This is a genomic window from Marinobacter sp. E2, assembly GCF_055755345.1.
Window position 1 is genome coordinate 2,327,630 of the sequence record NZ_CM146911.1, and the last position, 24,274, is coordinate 2,351,903.

Consider the following 24,274-nt stretch of genomic DNA (forward strand, 5'->3'; position numbering starts at 1 on the left):
CTCCTTATTTTTCTTTGTCGGCGGCGGTGATGGCGGTAAAGAACAGCCATGAAATCAGCAGCACGATCAGGAAGTAGATCAGTGAAAACGCGGCTGCGCGCCCCAGGTCGAACTGGCCGATGGCCATGGTGGTCAGGGTCTGGCTCAAAAAGGTGGTAGAGCTGCCCGGACCGCCCCCGGTCAGTACAAAGGGCTCGGTGTAGATCATGAAACTGTCCATGAACCGCAGCAGCACGGCGATGATCAGCACGTTCTTGAGGCGCGGGAGCTGGATGTAACGGAATACGGCCCACCGGGAGGCGCGGTCTATCTCCGCAGCCTGGTAGAACGCCTCCGGAATGGCCCGAAGCCCGGAGTAACAGAGCAGCGCCACCAGCGGGGTCCAGTGCCAGACATCCATCAGCAATACCGTGAGCCACGCATCGAGGGTGTCCCCGGTATAGTTGTAGTCAAAACCCAGGGAGTTCAGTGCCCAACCAAACAGGCCAATGTCGCCACGACCGAAGATCTGCCAGATAGTGCCCACCACGTTCCACGGAATCAGCAGCGGAATCGCCAGCAGGATCAGCGCCAGGGACGCCTTGATGCCGGACTTGGGCATCATCAGCGCAACACCGATGCCAAGCGGGATCTGGATCAGCAGAACGGCGCCGGAGAAAATGAACTGCCGGATCAGCGATTCCTGCAGTCGCTCGTCATGGAGAATGATTTCGAACCACTCGGTGCCTACGTAGTAGGCGCTGCCGGGTCCGAAGATGTCCTGAACCGAATAGTTCACAACAGTCATCAGAGGAATCAGGGCCGAAAAGGCCACCAGCAAGAAGACCGGCAGCACCAGCCACCAGGCGCGATTATTGGGAGTCTTGGTCATTATTCCTGCTCCTTGATCAGAAACTCGTCCACGTAAAGCATCAGCCACTGACTGGGGAATGACAGATGCACCCGGGAGCCGATGTCGGCCGAGAAGTCCTCGTTCTGGCGGACTTTCAGGGTCTCCGGTCCCAGTTGAACAGTCACGATCTTGTAGGTGCCCAGGTCTTCAACGTCCCGGACTTCGGCTTCGAAGGTTTCATCGGAGGGCTGCGCCGAGATTTCCACAAACTCCGGGCGGATACCGATCTTGATATTGCCGGACTTGAGGCGCTGGAGCGCCTCCACCTTCCAGCTGTCCAGGGGCACCACGATGCTGCCGAAGCAGACTCCGCGGGGGCAGCGCTGGACCTCAATGAGGTTCATGCCCGGACTGCCAATGAAAAAGCCAACAAAGGTGTGGTTCGGCCGCTCGAACAGCTCCGTGGGCGTGCCAAACTGAACAATCTGGCCGCCGTACATCACCGCGATCTTGTCGGCGAAGGTAGACGCCTCCAGCTGGTCGTGGGTCACGTACACCATGGTGATGTCGAACTGCTCGTGAATCTGCTTGAGCTTGCGCCGCAGCTTCCACTTCAGCTGCGGATCAATGACCGTAAGAGGCTCGTCGAACAGGATGGCGGACACGTCCTCCCGTACCAGCCCCCGCCCCATCGACACCTTCTGCTTTTCGTCGGCGGTGAGGTTCTTGGCTTTCTTGTAGAGCTTGTCCTGGATTTCCAGAACCTCGGCGATCTCGTGCACCCGTGCCTTGATCTTGGACGCCGGTATCTTGTTGTTCTTCAGGGGGAACGCGAGGTTATCGAAGACTGTCATCGAGTCGTAGATAACCGGGAACTGGAACACCTGGGCGATGTTGCGGTCCCGGGGCGACAGCTCATTCACGCGCTTGCCGTCGAACAGGACATCCCCCTCCGAGGGCTGAACCAGACCGGAAATGATGTTCAGCATGGTGCTTTTACCACAGCCGGAGGGCCCGAGAAGGGCGTAGGCGCCGCCCTTGTGCCAGACATGGTCAAGCTGGCGGATGGCGTAATCGTCCGGTCCCGTTGGCGCGCTCACATAGCTGTGGGCAAGTGATTTCAACTGAATTTCAGCCATTACTGAGACCCTCCTGCAACCCGGGCCGGCGTGTGCACCAGTTGCTCGTTGCTATCAAACACAAACAGCTTATTGATGGGCAGGTACACCTTGATGGGCGCGCCCGTGTGGTACTGGTGCACGCCCATGAGCTGGAGCACCATCTCGAAATGGCTGTTCTCCACGTGCATGAAGGTTTCCGAGCCACTGATATCACTCAGTTCCACCTCCATGGACATTTCCAGATCGTCGTCTCCGGTGGGCACCAGGCCAATGTGGCTGGGACGGATACCGAACCAGTAATCACCCGGGGCGAGCTTCGACAGTTCCTTGGTAAGAGCGTGGTGGGAATACTCGTCGAAGGTCACTTCGGTTTCTGAAACCCGACCGCGGATCATGTTCATGGGCGGCTCGCTGAACAACTGCGCAGCGAGTGTGTTCACCGGCGCGCGGTAAACGTCCATGACCGGCCCGGTCTGTACCACTCCACCCTCGTGCAGGAGCGTGGTGGTGCCGCCCAGGGCCAGCGCTTCATTCGCTTCCGTGGTGGCGTACACCGCAATGCACTGGCGCTCCCGGAACAGATCCCGCAGTTCGGCCCGCAGTTCTTCCCGGAGTTTGTAGTCCAGGTTCACCAGGGGCTCGTCGAACAACACGAGGGTGGCGTCTTTCACCAGGGCCCGGGCCATGGCCGTGCGCTGCTGCTGGCCGCCGGACAGTTCCAGCGGGTAACGTTTGAGCAGCGGATCGATCCGGAGCATGGCGGCCGTCTCCTTGACCCGCCGATCGATCTCCGATTCCGCCATCTTTGCCAGACGCAGTGGCGAGGCGATGTTCTCGTACACCGTGAGATTGGGATAATTGATGAACTGCTGGTAGATCATCGAGATATTGCGGTCCTGAACGCTCTGCCCTGTTACGTCTGTGCCGTTGTAGATCAGCCGGCCGGTGTCGGGCTTGTCCAGACCGGCCATCAGACGCATCAGTGAGGTTTTTCCGGCCAGTGTGCGGCCGAGCAGAACATTAAAGGAACCTGCCTCGAAGGTGAGGCTGGCATCCCGTATGTAGTCGACACCGTCGACAGCACGGGAAATATTTTCCAGTGTTAAGGACATAGGTTTTCCTTTTTGTTCTTGTGGAAACGCACTCCGGGCCCACTCAACGGGGCCCTGGAAATTCGATTTCGAATCTTTGTACGCAAAGCCCGTACCAGATCCACACGTGACATAGGTACTCTTACCTATAACACTGAAATGCATGCCTTTTTCTGAAACCGATTATTTCTTATTCGAAAATACGAATGTTCGTTTAGCAATACTTTGTTCAAATTGAACATTGACGTGAACACCAATTGCACAGATCATTGAGCAACAATCCAGGGCCGTTGGGCCTGTTTTTTTCGCAGGGACGTGACCCAGAACAACAAACGAACAGTCGAGTGTTTGCTGATGGATAGAAACGAATATTCGGACGATCGAGACGTTATCGCCAATTCCTGGAATCGCTGCATTGCCTGGGGGCTCGACCAGGATCACGAGCCCACCCCACTCTGCCCGGAACCGGTTCGTCTGGAGGAAATCACACGAAAATACGAGGAACTGCTCTCGGTAACCGAGGCCGAAGTGCTGCCCTACTACCGGAACGTTCTGTCCAACAGCCGCTGCCTGATATTGCTGGCAGATCAGCACGCCACGGTGCTGAACAGCTGGGGCGATGAGCGTATTACCGAGGCGCGACTGAAACCCTGGTTCCGGCCGGGCGCGAACTGGCAGGAACAGAATTGCGGCACCAACGCCATCGGCACCGCCATCGCCATCGGTGCTCCCGTCCAGATCCAGCGCAACGAGCACTTTCTGAAATCCAATCGCAGTATCATCGGGTCTGCCGCCCCGATTTTTGACGCCCACAAACAGATTGCCGGCGTGCTGAGTGTGTTCAGTGACGCCTATCTGCCACAGGCTCACACCCTGGGCATGGTCCGGCTGCTCTCGCAGTCGGTGGAAAACCGATTGATCAGTCGGCAGTTCGGAGCGGACCATTTCCAGATTACGCTCAACACAACAGCCGATAACTTCGATAGTCCCTGGTCGGGCATTCTCGTTTGCGATGATGCCGGCTATGTGATTGCCGGCAATCAGCGGGCGGACCAGCTGCTCGCCACCGCGACCGCCAATACCCGGCTCGATGAGCTGTTCACAACACACCGCAATCACATTCTCGGCCATCCGGAAACCGACCCCCTTCAGCTGACCACCCGCAGCAGGGTCAGGCTGTACGCCCGGGTCCGGCGACCCGCCAACGTGCCCGGCACCAAACCCCAGGGCGCTCCGGCGCCGCTGCCAACGGATCAGCCCGGCAGCCAGCCGCTCGATATTAATCACCTGGAATACGGAGATTCGGCGGTTAAACGCTGTGCCAGCCAGAGCCTGAAGGTTCTTCAGCGGGGGGTTCCGGTGCTGATCACCGGAGAGACCGGCGTCGGCAAAGAGGTTCTGGTGAAAGCCCTGCATCATGCCTCACAGCGACGAGATCAGCCTCTGGTGGCCGTGAACTGTGCGGCGATACCGCCAGAACTGGTGGAATCGGAGTTGTTCGGGTACGAAGCCGGCGCCTTTACCGGCGCCCGGGCCCAGGGTTCCGTCGGCTTCATCCGCAAAGCGCACAAGGGCATTCTGTTTCTGGATGAGATCGGCGAGATGCCGCTATCGGCACAGTCGCGGCTACTGCGGGTGTTGCAGGAAAGGGTGGTGACACCCGTTGGCTCCACCGAGAGCGTCCCGGTAGACATTCTGCTGGTTACGGCGACCAACCGACCGCTTGCCACCCGCATCGACCACGGCGAGTTCCGGGCCGATCTGTATTACCGGATCAACGGCCTGTGCGTGGAACTCCCCGCCCTCCGGCACCGTGCCGACCGACGGCAGCTGATTCAGGCGATCTACGATCGGCATCGGGACCCTGGCCAGAGTGACACGTTATCGCCACGTGTGCTTTCCGCTCTCGAGAACCATCCCTGGCCCGGCAACATCCGGCAACTGGTCAACGTTCTGCGGGTTGCGATCGCGATTGCAGACGGAGAGGATTTGCAGATCTGGCACCTGCCAGAAGATTTCCTGGCCGAATTTGAAGCCAGTGCTGTTGAAGTAACGCAGGAGCCCGTCCCTGACACGGTGGATCCTGCGAACGGCACGCAGCCAGCGGACCCGTTGGCGCGGACTCTTCAGGTTTACCACAAGTGCACCGGCAACATTTCGCAGGCGGCCCGCGAACTGGCCATCAGTCGCAATACGCTCTACAAGCGCCTGCGGGAACTGGGCGTTCGCTAACCCTGGTTCCCGCGGGGCGGGATAAACCGCAGGCCGTTGTTACAGTTTCTGGACCGCCTGAATCCAACCCTCGTAAAGGCTGTCCCGATGCTCCTTGGTCATGACCGGCTCAAAACTCCGGTTGCACCGCCACAGGTCGGAGAGTTGTTCCAGAGAGCTGTAGACACCAGCTTTCAGGCCGGCCAGGTAGGCAGCACCCAGGGCGGTGGTCTCCACCAGCGAAGGCCGGTCTACCCGCGCGCCCAGGATGTCGGCCAGGAACTGCAGTACCCAGTTGTTGGCCACCATGCCTCCATCAACTCTCAGGGTAACGGGACGAATGCCGTCCTTCTCCATGGCCTTCTGCAGATCCTTGGTCTGGTAGCACACCGACTGCAAACCGGCGGTCACGATTTCCTTGATCCCGGTATCCCGCGTGAGCCCGAAAATGGCCCCGCGCGCGTTGGGGTCCCAGTAGGGCGCACCCAGGCCGGTAAACGCCGGTACGAGATAGACACCGTGATCCACCGGCGTCCCCTCCGCCAGCGGCTCGGTTTCGCAGGCGTCACGGATGAGCTGAAGACCGTCACGCAGCCACTGAATGGTGGCACCGGCAATAAAGATGCTGCCCTCCAGGGCATAGGTCGGCTTGCCGTTCACCCGATAGGCCACGGTGGTCAGTAACCGGTGTTTGGACTGCAGGGCTTTATCGCCGGTGTTCAGCATCAGGAAACAGCCGGTACCGTAGGTGCTCTTTGCCATGCCGATCCCGAAACAGGTCTGTCCGAACAGCGCGGCCTGCTGGTCGCCGGCAATGCCCAGGACGGAGGTGCCGTTGAGAGCACCACCGTGGGTGATCTGGCCAAAATCGTCCGCCGAGTCCATAACTTCAGGCAGCAGGGACTCGGGTATGCCGAAAAGCTCCAGCAACTCCGGGTCCCATTTCTGGGTGTGGATATTGAACAGCAGGGTACGGCTGGCGTTGGTGGCATCCGTGCGGTGCTCCCGGCCTCCAGTCAGCCGCCAGAGCAGGAAGCTGTCTACGGTGCCAAAAGCCAGCTCGCCGCGCTCCGCTCGCTCGCGCACGCCGGCAACGTTCTCCAGAATCCAGCGGATCTTTGTCGCCGAGAAATAGGGATCGATCAGCAGGCCGGTTTTTCCGTTGACCCAGGATTCCAGGCCCTCGGCCTTCAGGGATTCGCAGTAGGAGGCGGTACGCCGATCCTGCCAGACAATGGCGTTGTAGACCGGTTCGCCGGTCTTGCGGTCCCAGATCAGGGTGGTTTCCCGCTGGTTGGTAATGCCCACAGCCACCACCTCGCCCCGCTCGCCGCATTCTTCCGACATCACCGCATCACAGGTCTGCGTTACCGAGGACCAGATGGCTTCCGGGTCGTGCTCAACCCAGCCGCTGGCGGGGAACTGCTGGGGGAATTCCTGCTGACGGGTGGCGTGAATGTTGCCCTGCAGGTCAAAAAGGATAGCTCGGGAACTGGTGGTGCCCTGATCGATGGAAAGTATGTATTGGCTCATGGTTTGTTCGACCTCGCTTTCTTATTTTTTCGCATTTTTACCTTTTTGAACATCAAAGCCAAGTCATTTTCACGACAATCGCGCACTGACGGGCCAGAGCGCACCAAAAGAGCTGCATAAGCCGCTGAAAACAACTAAACTTCAGAATATTTTCGCCAATGCAGCATTTCGAATGAGAACGATCACTCAGGCACAGGGGGTTTGAATGGCACAGCGTCGTCGACAGGATCTGATCATGGAGCTGATCCAGCAGAATGGATTTGTGACCACTGAACAGCTGGTGGACCAGTTCAAGGTCACGCCCCAGACGATCCGCCGAGACCTCAACGAGCTGGCCAAACAGAAAAAACTCCGCCGACACCATGGCGGCGCCGGCATTGACTCGAGCACGGTCAATACCGCCTACCAGGCGCGCAAGATCATGGACCTGGAGGCCAAGGAACGCATTGCCGAAGCTCTGGTGGAGATGATCCCCGACAACTCCTCCATGTTTATCAACATTGGCACCACCACCGAAACCATCGCCAAGGCGTTACTGGAAAAGAACAATCTGCAGGTGGTTACCAACAACCTGCACGTTGCCTCCATACTCTCCGCCAAGGAAGACTTCCATGTCATCATCGCCGGCGGGGAGGTGCGCAACCGGGACGGCGGTATCGTTGGCGAAGCTACCCGTGATTTCATCAACCAGTTCAAAATGGACTTCGGCATCATTGGCATCAGCGGCATCCACAACGACGGCTCGCTGCTGGATTTCGACTACCGCGAAGTGCGGGTAGCCCAGGCCATCATCGCCAACTCTCAGCAGGTGCTGCTCGCGGCGGACCACTCCAAGTTCGGCCGCAACGCCATGGTCCGGCTGGGCAGCATCACCCAGGCCGACCACGTGTTTACCGACCAGCAGCCGCCAGTGGAAATTCGTCAGCTCCTCACCGAACACAACGTTCAGCTGCACCTCGTCTGATCTGACAGCGTTTTTTCGATTCCCTCCCTTTTCGAAAATGTGACCGCCAACATATTTTCGCTTTTTTTCTAATTTTTCCTTTACGAAGATCCATGCCTTTCGCATAATGATAGGCAGACCGCGTTAAGAACTTTGAGATGCGCGCGAAAGAACCGTGCGTCTTATCCAAATTGGCGTCAGGAGATGACCAACAATGACTATGGAGCACGACCAGTTTGACGTTGTTGTCGTTGGCGGTGGGGTCAACGGCACCGGCATTGCCATGGATGCAGCAGGACGGGGACTGAAAGTCCTACTGTGCGAAATGAATGACCTCGCATCGGCGACCTCTTCGAGCAGCAGCAAGCTGATACACGGCGGCCTCCGGTATCTGGAGCACTACGAATTCCGTCTGGTGCGGGAAGCTCTGGCCGAGCGGGAATCATTGTTGCGGAACTCACCACACATTATGTGGCCTATGCGCTTCCGCCTGCCCCACCGCCCTCACCTGCGCCCGGCCTGGATGATCCGCACCGGCCTGTTCCTTTACGACCACCTGGCCAAGCGGGAAATTCTCCCGGGCTCCCGTTCGATCCGTTTTGACAGCTCGGACCCCCTGAAGCCGGATATCACCAAAGGCTTCGAATACTCGGATGGCTGGGTAGACGACGCCCGGCTGGTGGTGTTAACCGCGAAAAAAGCCCAGCAGTTCGGCGCGCAGATCCGCACCCGCACCAAGTGCGTCAAGGCCGAACAGGGCAACACACACTGGAAGATCACCCTGCGTGACATGACCAGCGAGCGCGAAACCACCGTTACGGCCAAGGCAATCGTCAATGCCTCGGGCCCCTGGGTCAGCAAACTGTTCGGCGAGACGCTGTCCATGCCGGCGCCCAAGATGATCCGCATGGTCAAGGGCAGCCACATTGTGGTGCCACGACTGAACAAGGGGGATGAGGCCTACATTCTCCAGAACGAGGATGAGCGGATTGTGTTCGTGATTCCCTACGAGGACGAATTCTCCCTGGTGGGCACCACAGACGTGGATTACGAGGGTGATCCGAAGAAGGCAAAAATCTCCCCGGAGGAAACAGACTACCTGCTGGACATCGTGAACTCCCACTTCAAGCGTCAACTGGCGCCGTCGGATGTGGTCTGGTCCTACAGCGGGGTCCGCCCCCTTATGGATGACGAGGAAGAGAATGCCCAGAAGGCGTCGAGGGACTACTCCTTCGAGGTGAACAGCGAGAAAGGCAAGGCGCCGCTGATTTCGGTATTCGGCGGCAAGATCACGACCTATCGAAAACTGGCCGAGGCCGCCACCGACAAGCTTTGCCAGTTCTTCCCGGAAGCCGGTGGGCGCTGGACCAAGACCGGCGTGCTGCCGGGTGGTGATTTCGCCAACCATGAGGAACTCGAGGCTAACCTCAAGCGGGACTTCCCCTGGCTGGAAAAGAAAGTCATCGAACGCTACGTACGCACTTACGGCACCAGCAGCTACGAGATCCTCAGGGATTGTCACGCCATGGAGGACCTGGGCGGGCACTTCGCGGGCACACTCTATGAACGGGAAGTTGACTATCTGGTCCGCAACGAATGGGCCATGACCTCCGAGGATATTCTCTGGCGCCGAACCAAGCAGGGACTGTACGCCTCGGAGTCCGATGTCGAAGCCCTGGACCGTTACCTGATGAAAACGGTCACGCCACAGACTCACAGAACCGCTCTCCACCACAGCGCCTGACGCTCTCTCAGGCATCTTTGCTCCGGCCGGATGATCTCCGCCCGGAGCTTTTTTGGTGCCAAAACCGTAGATTCCGGGCTGTGGAGAAGTCGGGCAGGCAGAGGCTCCCAGACATCCCCGGAATCTGAAAAAAAGGTTGAGGCGTTAACCCCAACCTTTTTTGCTTCGAGTTATCAGGGTACTGGCCCCAGAACGCACCAATCAGAACGTCAGCTGCGAACCGAAGATGATTGCGTCGTACTCTCCCTGGCCGTTACCGGTACCAAGGGTGGTGTATTCCGCCATCAGGGTCAGGTTGTCGGTTGCCGCATACCGGGCAAACAGCATGGTCAGATCGGTATCGTCGCCATCACCGGCAACAAAATCGTCCTCCCCTTCACCGTAGCTGACACCCAGGGTGGTGCGGTTGAGCTTGTATGTGGTTTCGACGTACCACTGACTGGCTTCTTCTTCGTTCGGGTCCAGGCGTGCAGCGAACACGTAGTTGCCGGTGCCTTTGGTAATGCCGTAGTTACCGCGAACCGTCAGATCGCCCAGGGAGACCGAGCCACCGAAGTCGACACCGGACATGGTGTAGTCATCAAAGGCTCCGGTTTTGGAATCCACGTCCTGGGTGAAACCGCTGGACCATAGAGAGAAGTTGCTGCCGGAATAAACCACGTTGGCTTCGATCCGGGGCATGGTGTACTCCGCGTCGGCCACGCCGTCCACCTTGGAGGGGCTGAACAGACCCACCTTGAACTGAAGGCCACCCAGGTCGTTGGAGGTGTACATTACCCGCGGGGTGAAGTTGGCATAGAAGTAACCGTTACCAATTCGGCCAGCCGTCGCGGCAACCTGATCCGGCCCGCCGATCAGGCCCACACCCAGTCCGCTGCCATTGTCGCCAATGGCAGGCACGCCATAGATACCAAAGCCCTTACCGATGTTCACCGTACCAAAACCACCAGCAACGGCAATTTCGGACACCCGGCTGCGGAAATTAGCCTCCGCGTCTCCGGGGGCAATGTCAGCGTTCATCTGGAAGTGACCGGAGACCTGCAGACCGTTCTGGGTCGGTGCGTAGATGTTGGTCTGAAGAGTCGCCGGGTTGAAGCCGGTTGTGATTGTGAAGGAGTCTTCGTCGGTCGGCTCATCATAGTTTCCGAACACGGCAAAGATCGGAATGTGACCGTTGAAACCTACCTTCCAACCATTGTCGGATTCGAGGGAAACCTCGGCCATGGCCGGCGTGGCAACGCCAGCAGCCAGAAGCAGCGAGGCTGCCAGGGGCGCCTTGCGGAAAGAGCGGGAGTTGGACGACATGGGAACTTTGTTGTTTTCGATCATGGTAGCTTCCTGTTTTTGTTAGCGCTTGAGTCGCACTGACCACCGACACTGAGGCCGCTTGTCAGCACCGTTAACGAACTGCGATTCGCTTTCGTTCGAAGATCAGACAGTTCGAAACAGAACAAATCTAGCGCCGAACACTTCAAATGAAAAGTTTATGATCGAAAAAATTTTCGTTTAGTTAGATTTCAGTATTGCTGAAATCCACAAAAATACACTTAACTATCTGTTTTAATTATTTTTAACACCCGCAAATTGACTATGAAATATTTTCGTTGACGAACCTTTTTATGAACTCTATGATCGATTTTTGTACGAAAACAAACAAAAACAAGAGGCGATCATGAAAACATTCACCGCTCTGGTTATCCTGACGCTCCTGCTCGGTCGCACCACTCTGGCCGGTCCCCTGTTCGACGGACTGTCACTGGAAAAACAATCGCTTATTCGCACACTGATTGCGGACCACTTCCCTGACTCCACCCTGTCGCCGGAAGAGCAGGCCGAGGAACTGGCGTGGTTTGTTCATGCCGCCAGCGGCCTGCAGAACGGGGAGATATCGGTTCTTTCCGAGCAACTGCCTACCCACAATTACGAAGCCGAGGTACTGGCCCCGGCCTTCTCCCAACTGACCGGTATTGCCGTTACCCATGACCGCAAGCCCGAGGGTGAAGTGATCCGGCAGATCAACCTGCAGCGCATCATGGCGGCCAAGGGTCGCTATGATGCGTTCGTGAATGACTCCGACATGATCGGAACACACGCTCGCAGCGGCTGGGCGCTCGCGCTGAGCGATTACATGGAGGGCGAGGGCAAGGCGTTTACACTGCCGAGTCTGGCGCTTCACCGATGCCTGGTTCTCCATGGCAGGCGCTGGCGACAGGGGCATTCCCAACGGGCTGCCCGTGGACGAATGGGGCATTCGCATGGAAGGGTGCCATCCGGTCGGATCATCGGTCAGTCGTGGTGGCGCCACCAATAGTCCGGCTGCGGTCTATGCCCTCGAGAAATACATTGACTGGCTTGATCGCTTTGCCCCGCCTGAAGCCCGTGACATGACTTTCTCCGAGGCCGGCCCCGTTCCGGCACAGGGCCAGGTTGCACAACAGATCTTCTGGTACACGGCGTTTACCTCCGATATGACCCGTGAGGGACTGCCAGTCGTTAACGAGGATGGCACGCCGAAATGGCGTATGGCACCCTCTCCGCGCGGTGCCTACTGGGAGGACGGCATGAAGCTGGGCTACCAGGACGTTGGCGCCTGGACCATACCCCGCGCCATGGGCGCAGAGCGCCAGAAAGCGGCCTGGTTGTATGCCCAGTTCACAGTTTCAAGAACGGTCTCGCTGCAGAAAACGCTTTACGGACTGACTCCGATCCGTCTGTCTGACCTGGAGTCTCCACAAATGCAGCAGAAGGCGCCGGCCCTGGGCGGGCTGGTAGAGTTTTACCGCAGCCCGGCGCGGCTTGCCTGGTCTCCAACCGGGGTTAATGTGCCGGACTACCCGCGCCTCGCCAAGCTCTGGTGGCCCAACATCGCAGACGCAGTAACCGGCAGGGTGAGCCCTCAGCAGGCGCTAGACAACCTGGCTGCCGCCCAGGACCGTACACTCTCGGTCATCGAGCGCAACTTTCTGGCCGGTGACTGTGGGCCGAAGATGGCGGAAGGCGCCGACGTTCGGGGAGCCGAGTGGTGGCTGGCTCAACCTGGCGCCCCTAAACCAAGGCTTGCCAACGAAAAGCCAAAAGGCGTCACCATTCGCTACGAGGACCTGCTGAGGCAGTGGGAAGTGGCAGGCGGTTAATCGTCTTCACCGGGTCCCAGTAATCGCGCCACCCGCTTCTGCAGTGCGGGGATTACGTCGGCCTCAAACCAGGGATTACGTCGCAACCACAGATTGTTTCGGGGGCTTGGGTGCGGCATGGGCAGCACGGCGGGCCAATGCTCCCGCCACTGCCGAACCGACTCTGTGACCGATCGCCGCGGTCCGGGCAGGTGCCAGGCGTGGGCGTACTGGCCGATGACCAGGGTCAGCTCAATATGGGGCAAGCGATCCAGCAGCACCTGTCGCCAGGCCGGGGCACACTCGGGCCTGGGAGGCAGATCGCCGGACTTGCCGGTGCCCGGATAACAGAAGCCCATGGGCAGGATGGCCATTTTCTGTTCGTCGTAAAAGGTGTCCCGGGTAACGCCCATCCATTGCCGGAGCCGGTCGCCGCTGGGGTCGTTGAACGGCAGCCCGGTCTCATGTACGCGTCGGCCTGGGGCCTGCCCTACCACCAGAATACGGGCGCTTTCGGCCATCTGGATGACCGGCCTCGGGCCCAGGGGCAGATAGTCCGCGCAGATCGTACAGGCCCGCACCCGGCGGACCAGTTGATCAAAACTAAGGTGTGCAAGCTCGTCAGTCATCGGTTATTGGCTTCCCCGGCGATTGCATCATCTCGCGAATCCCGTAACGATAGGAGCACTTCTCACTCGTAACAAGTACCCGAGGACGCACCATGAACGCAAAAGCCGGCCCGACCAGCCTTCCGGAGATCGACGTTGAAGAATTCCGCAAAGTCGTCCGTTCGCGCCGATCCATCCGCCGGTTTACCGATGAGCCCATTCCCGGGCAGGTGCTAGAGGACTGCCTGGAGCTTGCGACATTGGCGCCCAACTCCAGCAACCTCCAGCCCTGGGCGTTTTACGTGGTGCAAACACCGGAGTTGAAGGCCAAGGTGGCCCACGCCTGTCTGGGCCAGAACGCCGCAAAATCCGCCCCGGTGCTGATTGTGGTAGTGGCACGGCCCGATTCCTGGCGCGACCACGCCCGCCAGGCTCTCGAGGACTGGCCTGAAGAGACCATGCCACCTATCGTCGAGAAGTATTACCGCAAGGTCGCCCCGATTCATTACAACCAGGGCCCTCTGGGCGTACTGGGTCTGGCCAAGAAGGCGGCGGGCCTGGCTGTTGGACTCACTCGGCCGGTGCCGCGGGGCCCCTACTCACCCTGCGAGATGAAAATCTGGGCCACCAAGTCAACCGCCCTGGCGGCCCAGAATCTCATGCTGGCGTTGCGGGCTCACGGCTTCGATTCCTGCCCGATGGAGGGATTCGACGAATGCCGGGTGCGCAAACTGCTCAAATTGCCCGCCAAGAACCTGGTTACCATGGTGGTCGCCGCCGGTCGTCGTGCCGAAAATGGCGTGTACAACCGCCAGTACCGGTTTGATCAACGCCAACTGGTGCACTACCTGTAACAGGCACTCACACTTCGGGGTTGGCCAGCGCCTCGGCAGCCCCGAGCAGGCCCGTGTACGGCTCAGTGACCACATAAACGGGCGTGAATTCCAGCAACGGGCGCATTCGGCCCTTGTCCTCGAACCCGCTCTGGAACGGACTCTCCAGGAAGAAATCCAGGAATCTGGGCAGAATGCCCCCGCACAGGTAAACACCGCCAGTGCTACCCAGGGTCAGAACGCCATTTCCGGCCACCCGGCCGAGCAGCTCGCAGAAATGACGAAGCGTGTGGCGAGCCAACGCGTCAGTATTCTCTACCGCCGCGGCGGTGATCTTTTCCGGTGCATCCAGAGGCGCTGCCACACCCTGGATCTCCGCGTGGGCCTGATAGAGGTTCAACAGACCCTGGCCGCACAGGATCCGCTCCACCGACACCCGTCCGAACCTGGCCTTGAGAATTCTCAGCACCGCCATTTCGGTGTCGTCGGTGGGTGCAAAATCCACATGACCGCCTTCGGTCATCAGGGGCACCCAGCCGTTCTTGATCGGTACCAACCCTGAGACGCCGAGGCCCGTGCCGGGACCAATCACCAGCCTGGGCCGGTGTCCGTCGCCCGGGCCACCACACACATGGACCAGGCGGTCCTCTGCCACGTGGGGAACACCCAGGGCCATGGCGGTGAAATCGTTGATCACCTTGAACGCAGACCAGCCGAACTGTGCGCGCACCTCTTCGGTATCAAATCGCCAGTGGTTGTTGGTCATGCGCACCTGGGTACCACGGACCGGCGAGGCCACCGCCAGGCAGGCCTCACCCACCTCGGTAACGCCAACCCGGGCGAGATAATCCCGAACAGCGTCGTCCAGATTGTCGTAATCGCCACAGGGCAGAATCTCGATGGCCTGCGGCTGCACGCTGCCCTGCTCTACCAGGGCCAGCCGGGCGTTGGTACCGCCGATGTCGCCCACCAGCGAGTAATGAGTTGTGGTCATGCGTCGTGATTCCAGAAAAAGCTGGCACCTTCCTCGGGGTTGCTGGCGGCACGGCGCATCCAGCCGAACAGCTCCCGACCGTAACCGTGATGATACCCGTTCAGATCGGCTTTTTCCGACTCGCGGCTGGCAAATTCCTGCTCATCCACCTGCACCGATAGTTCACCGGACCCGGCATCCAGACGCACCAGGTCACCGTTGCGAACCCGGGCTAGCGGGCCGCCATCGAGCGCTTCCGGATAGACGTGGATGGCAGCCGGCACCTTGCCGGAGGCCCCGGACATTCGACCGTCGGTTACCAGCCCCACCTTGAAGCCGCGATCCTGCAGCACACCAAGATAAGGCGTGAGCTTGTGCAGCTCGGGCATGCCATTGCTCTTGGGCCCCTGGAAGCGCACGATCACGATACAGTCCCGGTCCAGATCCCCGGATTCAAAGGCCGCCTTGAGCTCGTTCTGGTCGTTGAATACCACCGCCGGCGCCTCAACGGTGCGATGCTCCGGAGCCACGGCAGAGACCTTGATCACACCGCGACCCAGATTGCCGTCCAGCACCCGCAGCCCACCGTCAGGCGCGAAAGGCTCGGCCACCGTACTCAATACATCCGGGCGCAGGCTTTTCTCGGGCGCCGGCTTCCAGACCAGCCGGTCGCCCTCCAGCTCCGGCATTTCGGTGTAGCGTTCCAGCCCGTAACCGGCCACGGTATTCACATCGTTGTGCAGGAAGCCGCCATTGAGCAGTTCCCGGATCAGGAAGGGCGTGCCGCCGGCCTCATGGAATGCATTCACATCTTCCTGACCGTTGGGGTAGATGCGGGTCATCGAGGGCACCACGGAAGACAGCTCGGCGTAGTCATTCCAGTCGATAATAATGCCGGCCGCCCGGGCGATCGCGATCCAGTGAATGGTGTGGTTGGTGGAACCACCGGTCACCAGCAGCGCCACCAGGGCGTTAACAATGCTCTTCTCATCCACCATGTCCCCCAGACCCAGCTCGCCGCCGTGGGGCTTGGAGAGCTTGATGGCCTGCTCGGTGGCTGCCTGGGTCAGCTTGTCACGCAGCGGGGTGCCGGGGTTCACAAATGCCGCACCCGGCAGATGGAGGCCCATCACCTCCACGAGCAGCTGGTTACTGTTCGCGGTGCCATAGAAGGTGCAGGTGCCCGGGCTGTGGTAGGACTTGCTCTCGGCCTCCAGCAGCTCCTCCTTGCCCACCTTGCCCTCGGCGTACAGCTGGCGAATCCGCTGCTTTTCCTTGTTCGGCAGGCCCGATGGCATGGGCCCTGCCGGCACCAGGATCGTAGGCAGGTAGCCGAAGCTCAGGGAACCAATCAGCAGGCCGGGAACGATCTTGTCACAGATGCCCAGCAGCAGCGTGGCATCAAACATGTTGTGGCTGAGTGCCACGGCAGTGCTCATGGCAATGGTGTCCCTGGAAAACAGCGACAGCTCCATGCCGGGCTGGCCCTGAGTGACACCGTCGCACATGGCCGGCGTACCGCCCGCCACCTGCGCCACCGACCCCATACCCCGGGCCGCTTCGCGAATCTGATCCGGGAACTTTTCATAGGGCTGGTGGGCCGAAAGCATATCGTTGTATGCGGTCACGATGGCCACATTGGCCTTGTTCATAAACTTCAGGGTGTCTTTGTCGCCCTGGTTACAGGCCGCAAAGCCATGGGCCAGATTGCCGCAGGACAGCGAGCTGCGATGGGGAGACTGGGCCTTCAGGGCATTCATCCGGTTCAGGTAGTCCTGCCGGGTGGAGCGACTACGCTCGATAATTCGCTGGGTAACCTTGTCAACGGTCGGGTGCATGGTGGGCTCCATTGCGTACATTATTAGAGTGATCGCTTTTAGACGTAATTTTACCTCCTTTTTTTGGTATTTCCACCGTTAGATCGTTCATTTCTTCTTTTTTTGTTGTTATATTTACTACATTGCACAGACATATCGAACAAAAAACAACCAAACAAGGAGTCGAACGATGACTATCCGTATCGCAATTAACGGTTTTGGCCGTATCGGCCGCAATGTGCTCCGGGCGTTGTATGAAAATAACTACCGGAACCAGCTTCAAGTCGTGGCCATCAACGACCTGGGCGATGCCGAAACCAACGCTCACCTGCTCAAGTATGACAGTGTTCACGGCCGATTTGATGCCGACGTCAGCCACGACGCCGAATCCCTGACCGTTAACGGTGACCGCATTGCCATAACCGCCCTGCGCAATCCCGAGGAACTGCCCTGGAAAGACCACAAGGTGGATGTGGTGTTCGAATGCACCGGCCTGTTCACCAAGCGCGACAAGGCCGCAGCGCACCTGACCGCCGGCGCCCACAAGGTGATCATTTCGGCACCAAGCCCGGATGCCGATGCCATGGTGGTTTATGGCGTAAACCACGACACCCTGACCGCTGACCATCAGATCATCTCCAACGCCTCCTGTACCACCAACTGCCTGGCACCGGTAGTGGAAGCGCTGCATAACGCGATCGGCATCGAAAGCGGCCTGATGACCACCATCCACTCCTACACCAACGACCAGAAGCTCAGCGACGTTTACCACTCCGACCTCTATCGCGCCCGTTCCGCCACCCAGTCGATGATCCCCACCAAGACCGGCGCTGCTGCTGCCATTGGCAAGGTGATTCCGGAGCTGAACGGCAAGCTTGATGGCCTGGCCGTCCGGGTACCCACCATCAATGTGTCCCTGGTGGATTTCGGTTTTATTGCCAAGCGCGACACCACCGTGGAGGAGGTGAACCAGGCGGTGAAAGCGGCGGCCGAAGGCAACCCGGTTCTGGGCTACAATATCGAAAAGCTGGTCAGCGTGGATTTCAACCACAACGCGCTTTCAAGCGTATTCGATGCCAATCACACCCGCGTTCTGGGCCGTCACGTAAAGGTCATGGCCTGGTACGACAATGAGTGGGGCTTCTCGAACCGCATGCTGGACAACGCCATCGCCCTGATCCAGGCCGGTCAGTGATCATTTTGAAGAACCAAAGGACAACAACCATGCTCAGGCGTACCAAAATTGTCGCCACCCTCGGCCCCGCTACCGACTCGCCAGAGTCCCTGGCCGCCATCATCGGCGCGGGCGTTGATGTTACCCGGCTGAATTTTTCCCACGGCAGCGCGGAGGAGCACATTGGCCGCGCCCAACGGGTACGGGAGGCTGCAGCCGCCCAGGGCCGCTTTGTTGCCCTGCTGGCCGACCTTCAGGGCCCGAAGCTGCGGATCGCCCGCTTCGCCGACAACAAGGTCACCCTCAATGCCGGCCAGACCTTCGTGCTGGATGCCGCGATGGACAAGGAAGCCGGCACCCAAGAGCGTGTCGGCATCGACTACGAGCAGTTGATTGACGACGTCAAACCCGGCGACATTCTGGTACTGGACGACGGCCGCATTGAAATGGAAGTGCAGTCGGTAGACGACCACAGCATCACCTCCACCGTGCTGATCGGCGGCCCCCTGTCCAACAACAAGGGCCTGAACAAGCGCGGGGGCGGTCTTTCCGCCGAGGCGCTGACTGAAAAGGACAAACAGGACATCGTGACCGCCGCCAAACTGGGCGCGGACTACGTGGCCGTGTCTTTCGTTCGCACCGCCGAGGACATGCACATCGCCCGACGCCTGTTGAGGGATGCCGGCTCCAACGCCGGCCTGGTGGCCAAGATCGAGCGGGCCGAACTGGCTCACGACGTGGAAGCTCTCGATGCCGTGATCGAAGCCTCCGACGCGGTCATGGTGGCTCGCGGTGACCTGGCGGTGGAAATCGGCGACGCCGAGCTGGTGGGCGTGCAGAAGCACATCATCTCCCGGGCCCGGGTACTCAATCGGGCGGTGATCACGGCCACCCAGATGATGGAATCCATGATCACCAGCCCCATGCCCACCCGTGCCGAGGTGTCGGACGTGGCCAACGCGGTGATGGACTACACCGACGCAGTGATGCTCTCGGCCGAAACCGCCGTGGGCGATTACCCGAAAGAGGCGGTGGAGGCTATGGTGCGCATCTGCCTGGGCGCGGAAAAGCACCCCTCCATGCACCAATCCAAGCACCGCATTCACGAGAGCATGGAAGCCGTCGACGAGGCGATTGCCCTGTCGGCCATGTACGCGGCCAACCACCTGGAAGGTGTGTCAGCGATCATCTGCATGACCGAAACCGGCGCCACGCCCCGGTTGATGTCCCGCATCAAGTCCAGCCTGCCGATCTTCGCCTTCTCCCGGCACCACACCACTCAGCATCGGGTTGCCCTGTTCCGTGGTGTGCAGACGGTGCCGTTCGATTCCGCGAAAATTCCCAATGAGCGGACCAATTCACTGGCGGTCTCGGAGTTGGTGAGCCGTGGTGCGGTGAAGGATGGCGATCTGGTGGTGATCACCAAGGGCGATTATGTGAATGCGCAGGGTGGGACCAATACCATGAAGATTGTTCGAGTTGGGTCGGATATTCGCTGATTCTTTCTTTTGGTATTAAAGCCCGCAGTCGTCTGGTGTTCGACCTTGTAGCCTGAAGGTCTGTGCCGGGCGGCAGTGGGGTTCCCCTTTCCAAAAACCGCTACGAGCACATCCATGTGCGCTTGGCTGTGGCCATCCTTGGCCACAGACATTTTTGGAAAGGGGAACCCCACTCCCTCCTTCAAGATCTTTCAGTTATTCCGATGTGACAGCTTTTCGAATGCCAGAGATGGAATGGAGCAACCGGATTCGTTACCCCAAACACTTAAACAACACATTCAGGCCTGGAAAAAGGGCCGTCAGTTCATGATTAAGGGCTTCAGGTCTAACCAAACGACAGCGTGACGACATCTCAACGCGAACTGGCGATATCGTGAGATTTAACAAGCCCTTTGGGGCGCGGCTTCCGGGAATGTCGCTGGCCAGGGATGGCCAGCGCCAAGCGCACATGGGTGAGACCGAGCGCTTATGAAGCGAAGCTTCATGCGACAGGCGAACGACAGCAATCTGTGATTGCTGGCTGGACCCCGCAGGGGTGCTCGTAGCGTTTCCCGGAAGCCGTGCCCCAAAGGGCGAAAACTCCCAGAAATCAGGCTACACGGACAATCAACCGAAGTCAGAGGTCAGCAAGACTGCCGCGGGCGATCTCGGTAATCTGGGCCCAATCTTTGGCGGCTACCACCTCAGGTGGCGTCAGCCAGCTACCGCCGACAGCCTGGACGTTGCTAAGGGCCAGGTAGTCTGCGGCGGTGTTGCGGCGGATGCCGCCGGTTGGGCAGAAGGTGACGTCCGGGAATGGGCCGCCGAAGGCCTTGAGGGCCGGGATGCCGCCGGCGACTTCGGCCGGGAAGAACTTGAACTCGCGGTAGCCCAGGTTGTAGCCCACCATCATCTCGGAAATGGTGGCGATGCCTGGCAGCAGCGGGGCCTCAGAGGTCACGCCAAACTGGAGGATGGGCTCGGTGACGCCCGGGGTGATCACGAACTGGGCGCCGGCGGCTTCCACCTGGCGGTACTGGGCAATGCTGGTAACCGTCCCGGCACCTACCCAGGCTTCGGGGATGGCTTCGCGAACCTTTTCGATGGCCTTTACGCCGTGTTCGGTGCGCAGGGTGATTTCCAGAACGTTGATGCCGCCATCCACCAGGGCGCGACACAGGGGCACGGCGTCTTCAAGATCGTGAATAGCGATGACGGGCACCAGGGGGGAAGCATTCAGTACTGCCCTGACGCGCTCGCGATGAAAGTCGGATAACTGATTCATGGTTTTCTCCGTAGCAAAAGTCGGGGGTACTCAGGGGCTCCAGAACACCTGCAGGCCGGGTTTCAGAAACGCGCGGATGGGCATTTCCAGAACACGATCAGGCGCGGAGAGTGCTTTTTCGAGGGTCTGCAGCTTGTCCTCGCCCTTCAGGTGCAGGGCAGTGAAGCGGGCATTGCGCAGCGGTGGCCAGGTCAGGGTGATGCGCTTCTGCGGCTGGGATGCCGGAGTTGTTGCAGCCACGATGTCCTGGCATTGGGGGTTCATGACCGCCTCAAGCTCAGGCGCATCCGGGAACAGTGAGGCTGTGTGGCCATCATTACCCATACCGAGAATCAGAGCATCAATCGGCAGCCCGAGCTCAGCCAGCTCCGCCCTCACCCGGTCAAGACCCTCGGCCGGTGTCGCCCCCGGCTGCTTGAGCGACAGAAATCGAGCTGCCGCCGCATTGTTCTGCAACAGGTGTTCCCGCACGAGGCGGGTGTTGCTGGCATCGCTGGCTTCATCAACCCAGCGTTCGTCCGCCAGCAGCACGTCCACCCGGCTCCAATCCAGTGCCTTGCCGGAGAGCGCCTGAAAGAACGGCAGGGGTGTAGAGCCCCCCGAAACCACCAGGCTCGCCCTCGGCGCTTCCTTCAGACGGGCATCGAGGAAACCGGCGACCGAGTCTGCCAGCGCCAGGGCGACGTCATTGGCGGTCTCGCCGGAGCGGTCGGCAACGCCGTCAGGCAATCGCAGGTCAGACATCTTCATACCAGCTCCTTCCATCCCGGGTAATCATGGCGATGGAGGCAACAGGGCCCCAGGTGCCGGCGGCGTAGCGCTTGGGGGGCTCGCCGCCGTCTTTCCAGTTCTGGATGACCTGGTCGACCCAGCGCCAGGCATATTCCACCTCATCCCGGCGCACAAACAGGTACTGGTTGCCTTTCATTACCTCCCACAGCAGACGCTCGTACGCGTCGGGTATGCGGTCGGTGGCAAACGTCTCGGAAAACGTCAGCTCCAGCGGGCCCTGCCGCAGGCGCATGCCCTTGTCCAGGCCCTGGTCCTTGGTCAGGATTTTCAGGGCCATGCCTTCATCCGGCTGCAGGCGGATGATCAGCTTGTTATTGGCCAGATGCTTCTGGTCCGGATCAAAGATGTAGTGGGGCGCCGGCTTGAAGTGAATGATGATCTGCGACAGCTTCTCGGGCAGTCGCTTGCCGGTACGGATGTAGAACGGAACCCCGGACCAGCGCCAGTTGTCGATTTCCGCCTTGAGGGCCACGAAGGTTTCGGTGGCACTGCCCTTGTTGGCGCCCTCTTCTTCCAGGTAACCGGGGACCGGCTTGCCGTTGCTGGTGCCAGCGGTGTATTGGCCGCGCACCACGTAGCTGTCCATCATGTCCGGCGTGATCCGCTTGAGCGCCTTGAGCACCTTGACCTTTTCATCCCGGATGCTGTCGGCAGACAGGTCCGAAGGCGGGTCCATGGCAATCAGGCACAGCAGCTGTAGCAGGTGGTTCTGGATCATGTCCCGAATCTGACCGGCCTTGTCGAAGTAGCCCCAACGGCCCTCGATACCCACGCTCTCCGCCACCGTAATCTCCACGTGGGAGATATGGTTCTGGTCCCACTGGGAGGCAAACAGGTTATTGGCAAAGCGCAGTGCAATCAGGTTCTGGACAGTTTCCTTACCGAGGTAATGGTCAATCCGGAACAGCTGGTTTTCGTTGTAAACCTCGCCCAGCTCATCATTGATCACCTTCGAGGACTCGAGATCGTGGCCGATGGGCTTCTCCACAACCACCCGGGTCTGCTCGGTACAGCAACTGGCGGCCCGGAGGTTACGGGCGATCACACCGTACATGGACGGCGGGGTGGCCATGTAAACGATCAGCTCGTTGTTGGCATCGTCCCGCCACTCGTTGAGCACACCGAATTTGTCCGGATCATTAAAGTCGAGAACCTGGTAGTCGACCCTGGACAGGAAGGCGTCTGCCACCTTCTGATCGAATTCCTCGGGCTTCACATACTGTTTCAGCTTCTCGAGGAGCTGCTTGCGAACACCGGCGGTATCATTTTCGGTGCGGGCGATGGCCAGTACGCGACTGCCATCCGCCAGCAGGTTGGCACGCTCAAGCTGATATAGGGCCGGAAACAGTTTACGCTGGGCCAGATCGCCCAGGGCGCCGAAAAGCATCAGGTCACAACGGGTATTGATCTTGTTGACCATTGGTTCCTTCTCTCTGGTGGGCAAGCCCTCGAATCGCACGAGGGCCGGACTGATGTAGTAATTTTAAACAAATAATGACATTCAAAAATCAATATTCCAAGAAAAAACTCTCATTAATGATATTTTTACTACCCCAAAACCGGTAAAAAAGCGGTATAATCAGCGCGTTTTTACAACAAAGACCGCCCATGATTCAGGGAGTAGCATTAATGGCCGCGAACCAGGCGCACCGTGACGACAACCTGCTCGAGGACATTCAGTCCCGACTGGACAGCCTCAACAAATCCGAGCGGAAAGTGGCCGAGGCGATTCTCCGGGACCCAACCGCGGCTACTCGGTACAGCATAGCCGCCCTGGCCCGGGCCGCGGACGTCAGCGAACCCACCGTCAACCGATTTTGCCGGGGTTTCTCGGCCACCGGTTTCCCGGACTTCAAGATTCGCCTGGCCCAGAGCATTGCCACGGGCACACCCTACATCGGCCAGAACGTGGAACCGGATGACACCGTTGCCGAATTCGCCGACAAGATCATGCTCAGCACCATAGCCAGCCTGGACAAGGCGCGCCAGGCCCTGGACCCCAAGGCCCTGGCGACCGCGATTGACTACCTGATCCAGGCCAAGCAGATCAATTTCTTTGGCATGGGCGGCTCGGCCTCCGTGGCCCTGGATGCCCAGCACAAGTTTTTCCGTTTCAACATCCCGGTCATGTCCTACGACGACGCGCTGATGCAGCGCATGGTGGCGGCCGGCTCCAATGTAGGCGACGTGATTGTCCTGATCTCCTACACCGGGCGCACCCGCGAAACCGTGGACATTGCCCAGCTTGCCCGCGCCAACGGCGCTACTGTGATTGGCATCACCAACCCGGACTCGCCCCTGGCGGAGATCTGTACCGTCGTGCTCGGCGTTACCGCTCCGGAGGACACCGAGGTCTACATGCCCATGTCGTCGCGGATCATTCATCTGACCGTCATCGACATTCTCGCCACCGGGGTTACCCTCAAGCGGGGTGCGGATTTTCTGGGGCACCTGAAAAAGATCAAGGAAAGCCTCAAGCCGACCCGGTTCCCCAACAACTGAACCGTCGGGCATACCCTAGCAAAGCCACCACCCCGAGGGCTCATCCTCCTACGCCCCTCCTCCCCCTGAAAACTCACCCCCCAATTTTTTCAGGGCGGAGGATGTACTAACCCTTACGTTACAACACTATGAAATCCGGTTTCCCAATGTCTGATTGGCAGAAGCTGCTATCGCGGGAACCGGAAGCCTGATCCGGCAGTCGCTGAACCCCGTTCAGTGATCGG

At 59.4% G+C, this 24,274-nt stretch carries 18 protein-coding genes and 1 pseudogene; 8 read left to right on the forward strand and 11 right to left on the reverse strand.

The window, feature by feature from the left end; all coding sequences use genetic code 11:
• Nucleotides 1–4: 4 nt before the first annotated feature.
• The 3 genes from AC0J1C_RS10610 to AC0J1C_RS10620 are packed head-to-tail and all read right to left on the reverse strand — an operon-like array spanning nt 5 to nt 3,065.
• On the reverse strand, nt 5–871 hold the full coding sequence (locus tag AC0J1C_RS10610; RefSeq protein WP_375192423.1) for a carbohydrate ABC transporter permease: 867 nt from the start codon (nt 869–871) through the stop codon (nt 5–7).
• Entirely contained in the window at nt 871–1,971 is a 1,101-nt protein-coding gene (locus AC0J1C_RS10615) for an ABC transporter ATP-binding protein (protein WP_375192422.1), read from the reverse strand. Before AC0J1C_RS10615 ends, AC0J1C_RS10610 begins: the two co-directional genes overlap by 1 nt.
• Nucleotides 1,971–3,065 (reverse strand): ABC transporter ATP-binding protein, encoded by a 1,095-nt coding sequence (locus AC0J1C_RS10620; RefSeq protein WP_375192421.1) that lies wholly within the window; start codon nt 3,063–3,065, stop codon nt 1,971–1,973. The genes AC0J1C_RS10615 and AC0J1C_RS10620 overlap by 1 nt, the downstream gene beginning before the upstream one ends.
• 333 nt (nt 3,066–3,398) lie before the next feature.
• Between AC0J1C_RS10620 and AC0J1C_RS10625 the strand changes: the two genes are divergently transcribed.
• Complete coding sequence (locus AC0J1C_RS10625) at nt 3,399–5,276, forward strand: sigma-54-dependent Fis family transcriptional regulator (protein ID WP_473043806.1); 1,878 nt, start codon at nt 3,399–3,401, stop codon at nt 5,274–5,276.
• A 39-nt stretch (nt 5,277–5,315) separates the two neighbouring features.
• On the opposite strand, the gene glpK is transcribed toward AC0J1C_RS10625, so the two are convergent.
• Nucleotides 5,316–6,788 (reverse strand): glycerol kinase GlpK, encoded by a 1,473-nt coding sequence (gene glpK, locus AC0J1C_RS10630; RefSeq protein ID WP_375192419.1) that lies wholly within the window; start codon nt 6,786–6,788, stop codon nt 5,316–5,318.
• Nucleotides 6,789–6,993: 205 nt separating this feature from the next.
• On the opposite strand from glpK, the gene AC0J1C_RS10635 reads away from it, so the two are divergent.
• The gene (locus AC0J1C_RS10635) at nt 6,994–7,752 is read left to right on the forward strand and encodes a DeoR/GlpR family transcriptional regulator (protein ID WP_091986100.1); all 759 of its coding nucleotides are present in this window, start codon (nt 6,994–6,996) and stop codon (nt 7,750–7,752) included.
• Nucleotides 7,753–7,945: 193 nt separating this feature from the next.
• Nucleotides 7,946–9,475 carry a glycerol-3-phosphate dehydrogenase gene (gene glpD / locus AC0J1C_RS10640; protein ID WP_473043807.1) on the forward strand — a complete coding sequence of 510 codons (1,530 nt, stop codon included), beginning with the start codon at nt 7,946–7,948 and terminating at the stop codon, nt 9,473–9,475.
• 201 nt (nt 9,476–9,676) lie between these two features.
• Here the strand turns inward: glpD and AC0J1C_RS10645 are convergent, their stop codons facing one another.
• Complete coding sequence (locus AC0J1C_RS10645; protein WP_473043808.1) at nt 9,677–10,804, reverse strand: porin; 1,128 nt, start codon at nt 10,802–10,804, stop codon at nt 9,677–9,679.
• Nucleotides 10,805–11,114: 310 nt separating this feature from the next.
• Between AC0J1C_RS10645 and AC0J1C_RS10650 the strand changes: the two are divergent.
• Nucleotides 11,115–12,609, forward strand: a pseudogene (locus tag AC0J1C_RS10650) (hypothetical protein).
• Here AC0J1C_RS10650 and AC0J1C_RS10655 read toward each other — a convergent pair.
• A complete protein-coding gene (locus AC0J1C_RS10655) occupies nt 12,606–13,217 on the reverse strand; it encodes a uracil-DNA glycosylase family protein (protein ID WP_473043809.1) in 612 nt (203 codons plus the stop codon). The pseudogene AC0J1C_RS10650 and the gene AC0J1C_RS10655 overlap by 4 nt on opposite strands.
• Nucleotides 13,218–13,309: 92 nt before the next feature.
• On the opposite strand from AC0J1C_RS10655, the gene AC0J1C_RS10660 reads away from it, so the two are divergent.
• The gene (locus AC0J1C_RS10660) at nt 13,310–14,050 is read left to right on the forward strand and encodes a nitroreductase family protein (protein WP_473043812.1); all 741 of its coding nucleotides are present in this window, start codon (nt 13,310–13,312) and stop codon (nt 14,048–14,050) included.
• A 7-nt stretch (nt 14,051–14,057) separates the two neighbouring features.
• Here AC0J1C_RS10660 and AC0J1C_RS10665 read toward each other — a convergent pair whose 3' ends face one another.
• Nucleotides 14,058–15,023 (reverse strand): glucokinase, encoded by a 966-nt coding sequence (locus AC0J1C_RS10665; protein ID WP_375192413.1) that lies wholly within the window; start codon nt 15,021–15,023, stop codon nt 14,058–14,060.
• On the reverse strand, nt 15,020–16,840 hold the full coding sequence (gene edd / locus AC0J1C_RS10670) for a phosphogluconate dehydratase (RefSeq protein ID WP_473043815.1): 1,821 nt from the start codon (nt 16,838–16,840) through the stop codon (nt 15,020–15,022). Before edd ends, AC0J1C_RS10665 begins: the two co-directional genes overlap by 4 nt.
• Before the next feature lie 169 nt (nt 16,841–17,009).
• Between edd and gap the strand changes: the two genes are divergently transcribed.
• Nucleotides 17,010–18,014: a type I glyceraldehyde-3-phosphate dehydrogenase gene (gene gap / locus AC0J1C_RS10675; RefSeq protein ID WP_375192411.1), complete on the forward strand. Its 1,005-nt coding sequence runs from the start codon at nt 17,010–17,012 to the stop codon at nt 18,012–18,014.
• Nucleotides 18,015–18,043: 29 nt separating this feature from the next.
• Nucleotides 18,044–19,492 (forward strand): pyruvate kinase, encoded by a 1,449-nt coding sequence (pyk, locus tag AC0J1C_RS10680; RefSeq protein WP_375192410.1) that lies wholly within the window; start codon nt 18,044–18,046, stop codon nt 19,490–19,492.
• 616 nt (nt 19,493–20,108) lie between these two features.
• Here the strand turns inward: pyk and AC0J1C_RS10685 are convergent.
• Genes AC0J1C_RS10685 through zwf form a run of 3 tightly spaced genes read right to left on the reverse strand, consistent with a single transcriptional unit; the run spans nt 20,109 to nt 22,968 of the window.
• Complete coding sequence (locus AC0J1C_RS10685) at nt 20,109–20,756, reverse strand: bifunctional 4-hydroxy-2-oxoglutarate aldolase/2-dehydro-3-deoxy-phosphogluconate aldolase (protein WP_473043818.1); 648 nt, start codon at nt 20,754–20,756, stop codon at nt 20,109–20,111.
• A 30-nt stretch (nt 20,757–20,786) separates the two neighbouring features.
• The gene (gene pgl, locus AC0J1C_RS10690; RefSeq protein WP_473046530.1) at nt 20,787–21,500 is read right to left on the reverse strand and encodes a 6-phosphogluconolactonase; all 714 of its coding nucleotides are present in this window, start codon (nt 21,498–21,500) and stop codon (nt 20,787–20,789) included.
• Complete coding sequence (zwf, locus tag AC0J1C_RS10695) at nt 21,493–22,968, reverse strand: glucose-6-phosphate dehydrogenase (protein ID WP_473043820.1); 1,476 nt, start codon at nt 22,966–22,968, stop codon at nt 21,493–21,495. Before zwf ends, pgl begins: the two co-directional genes overlap by 8 nt.
• Before the next feature lie 209 nt (nt 22,969–23,177).
• Here zwf and AC0J1C_RS10700 point away from each other — a divergent pair, with 209 nt between their 5' ends.
• Nucleotides 23,178–24,050, forward strand: a complete 873-nt coding sequence (locus AC0J1C_RS10700) for a MurR/RpiR family transcriptional regulator (RefSeq protein WP_473043822.1) — start codon at nt 23,178–23,180, stop codon at nt 24,048–24,050.
• Nucleotides 24,051–24,274: the final 224 nt, after the last annotated feature.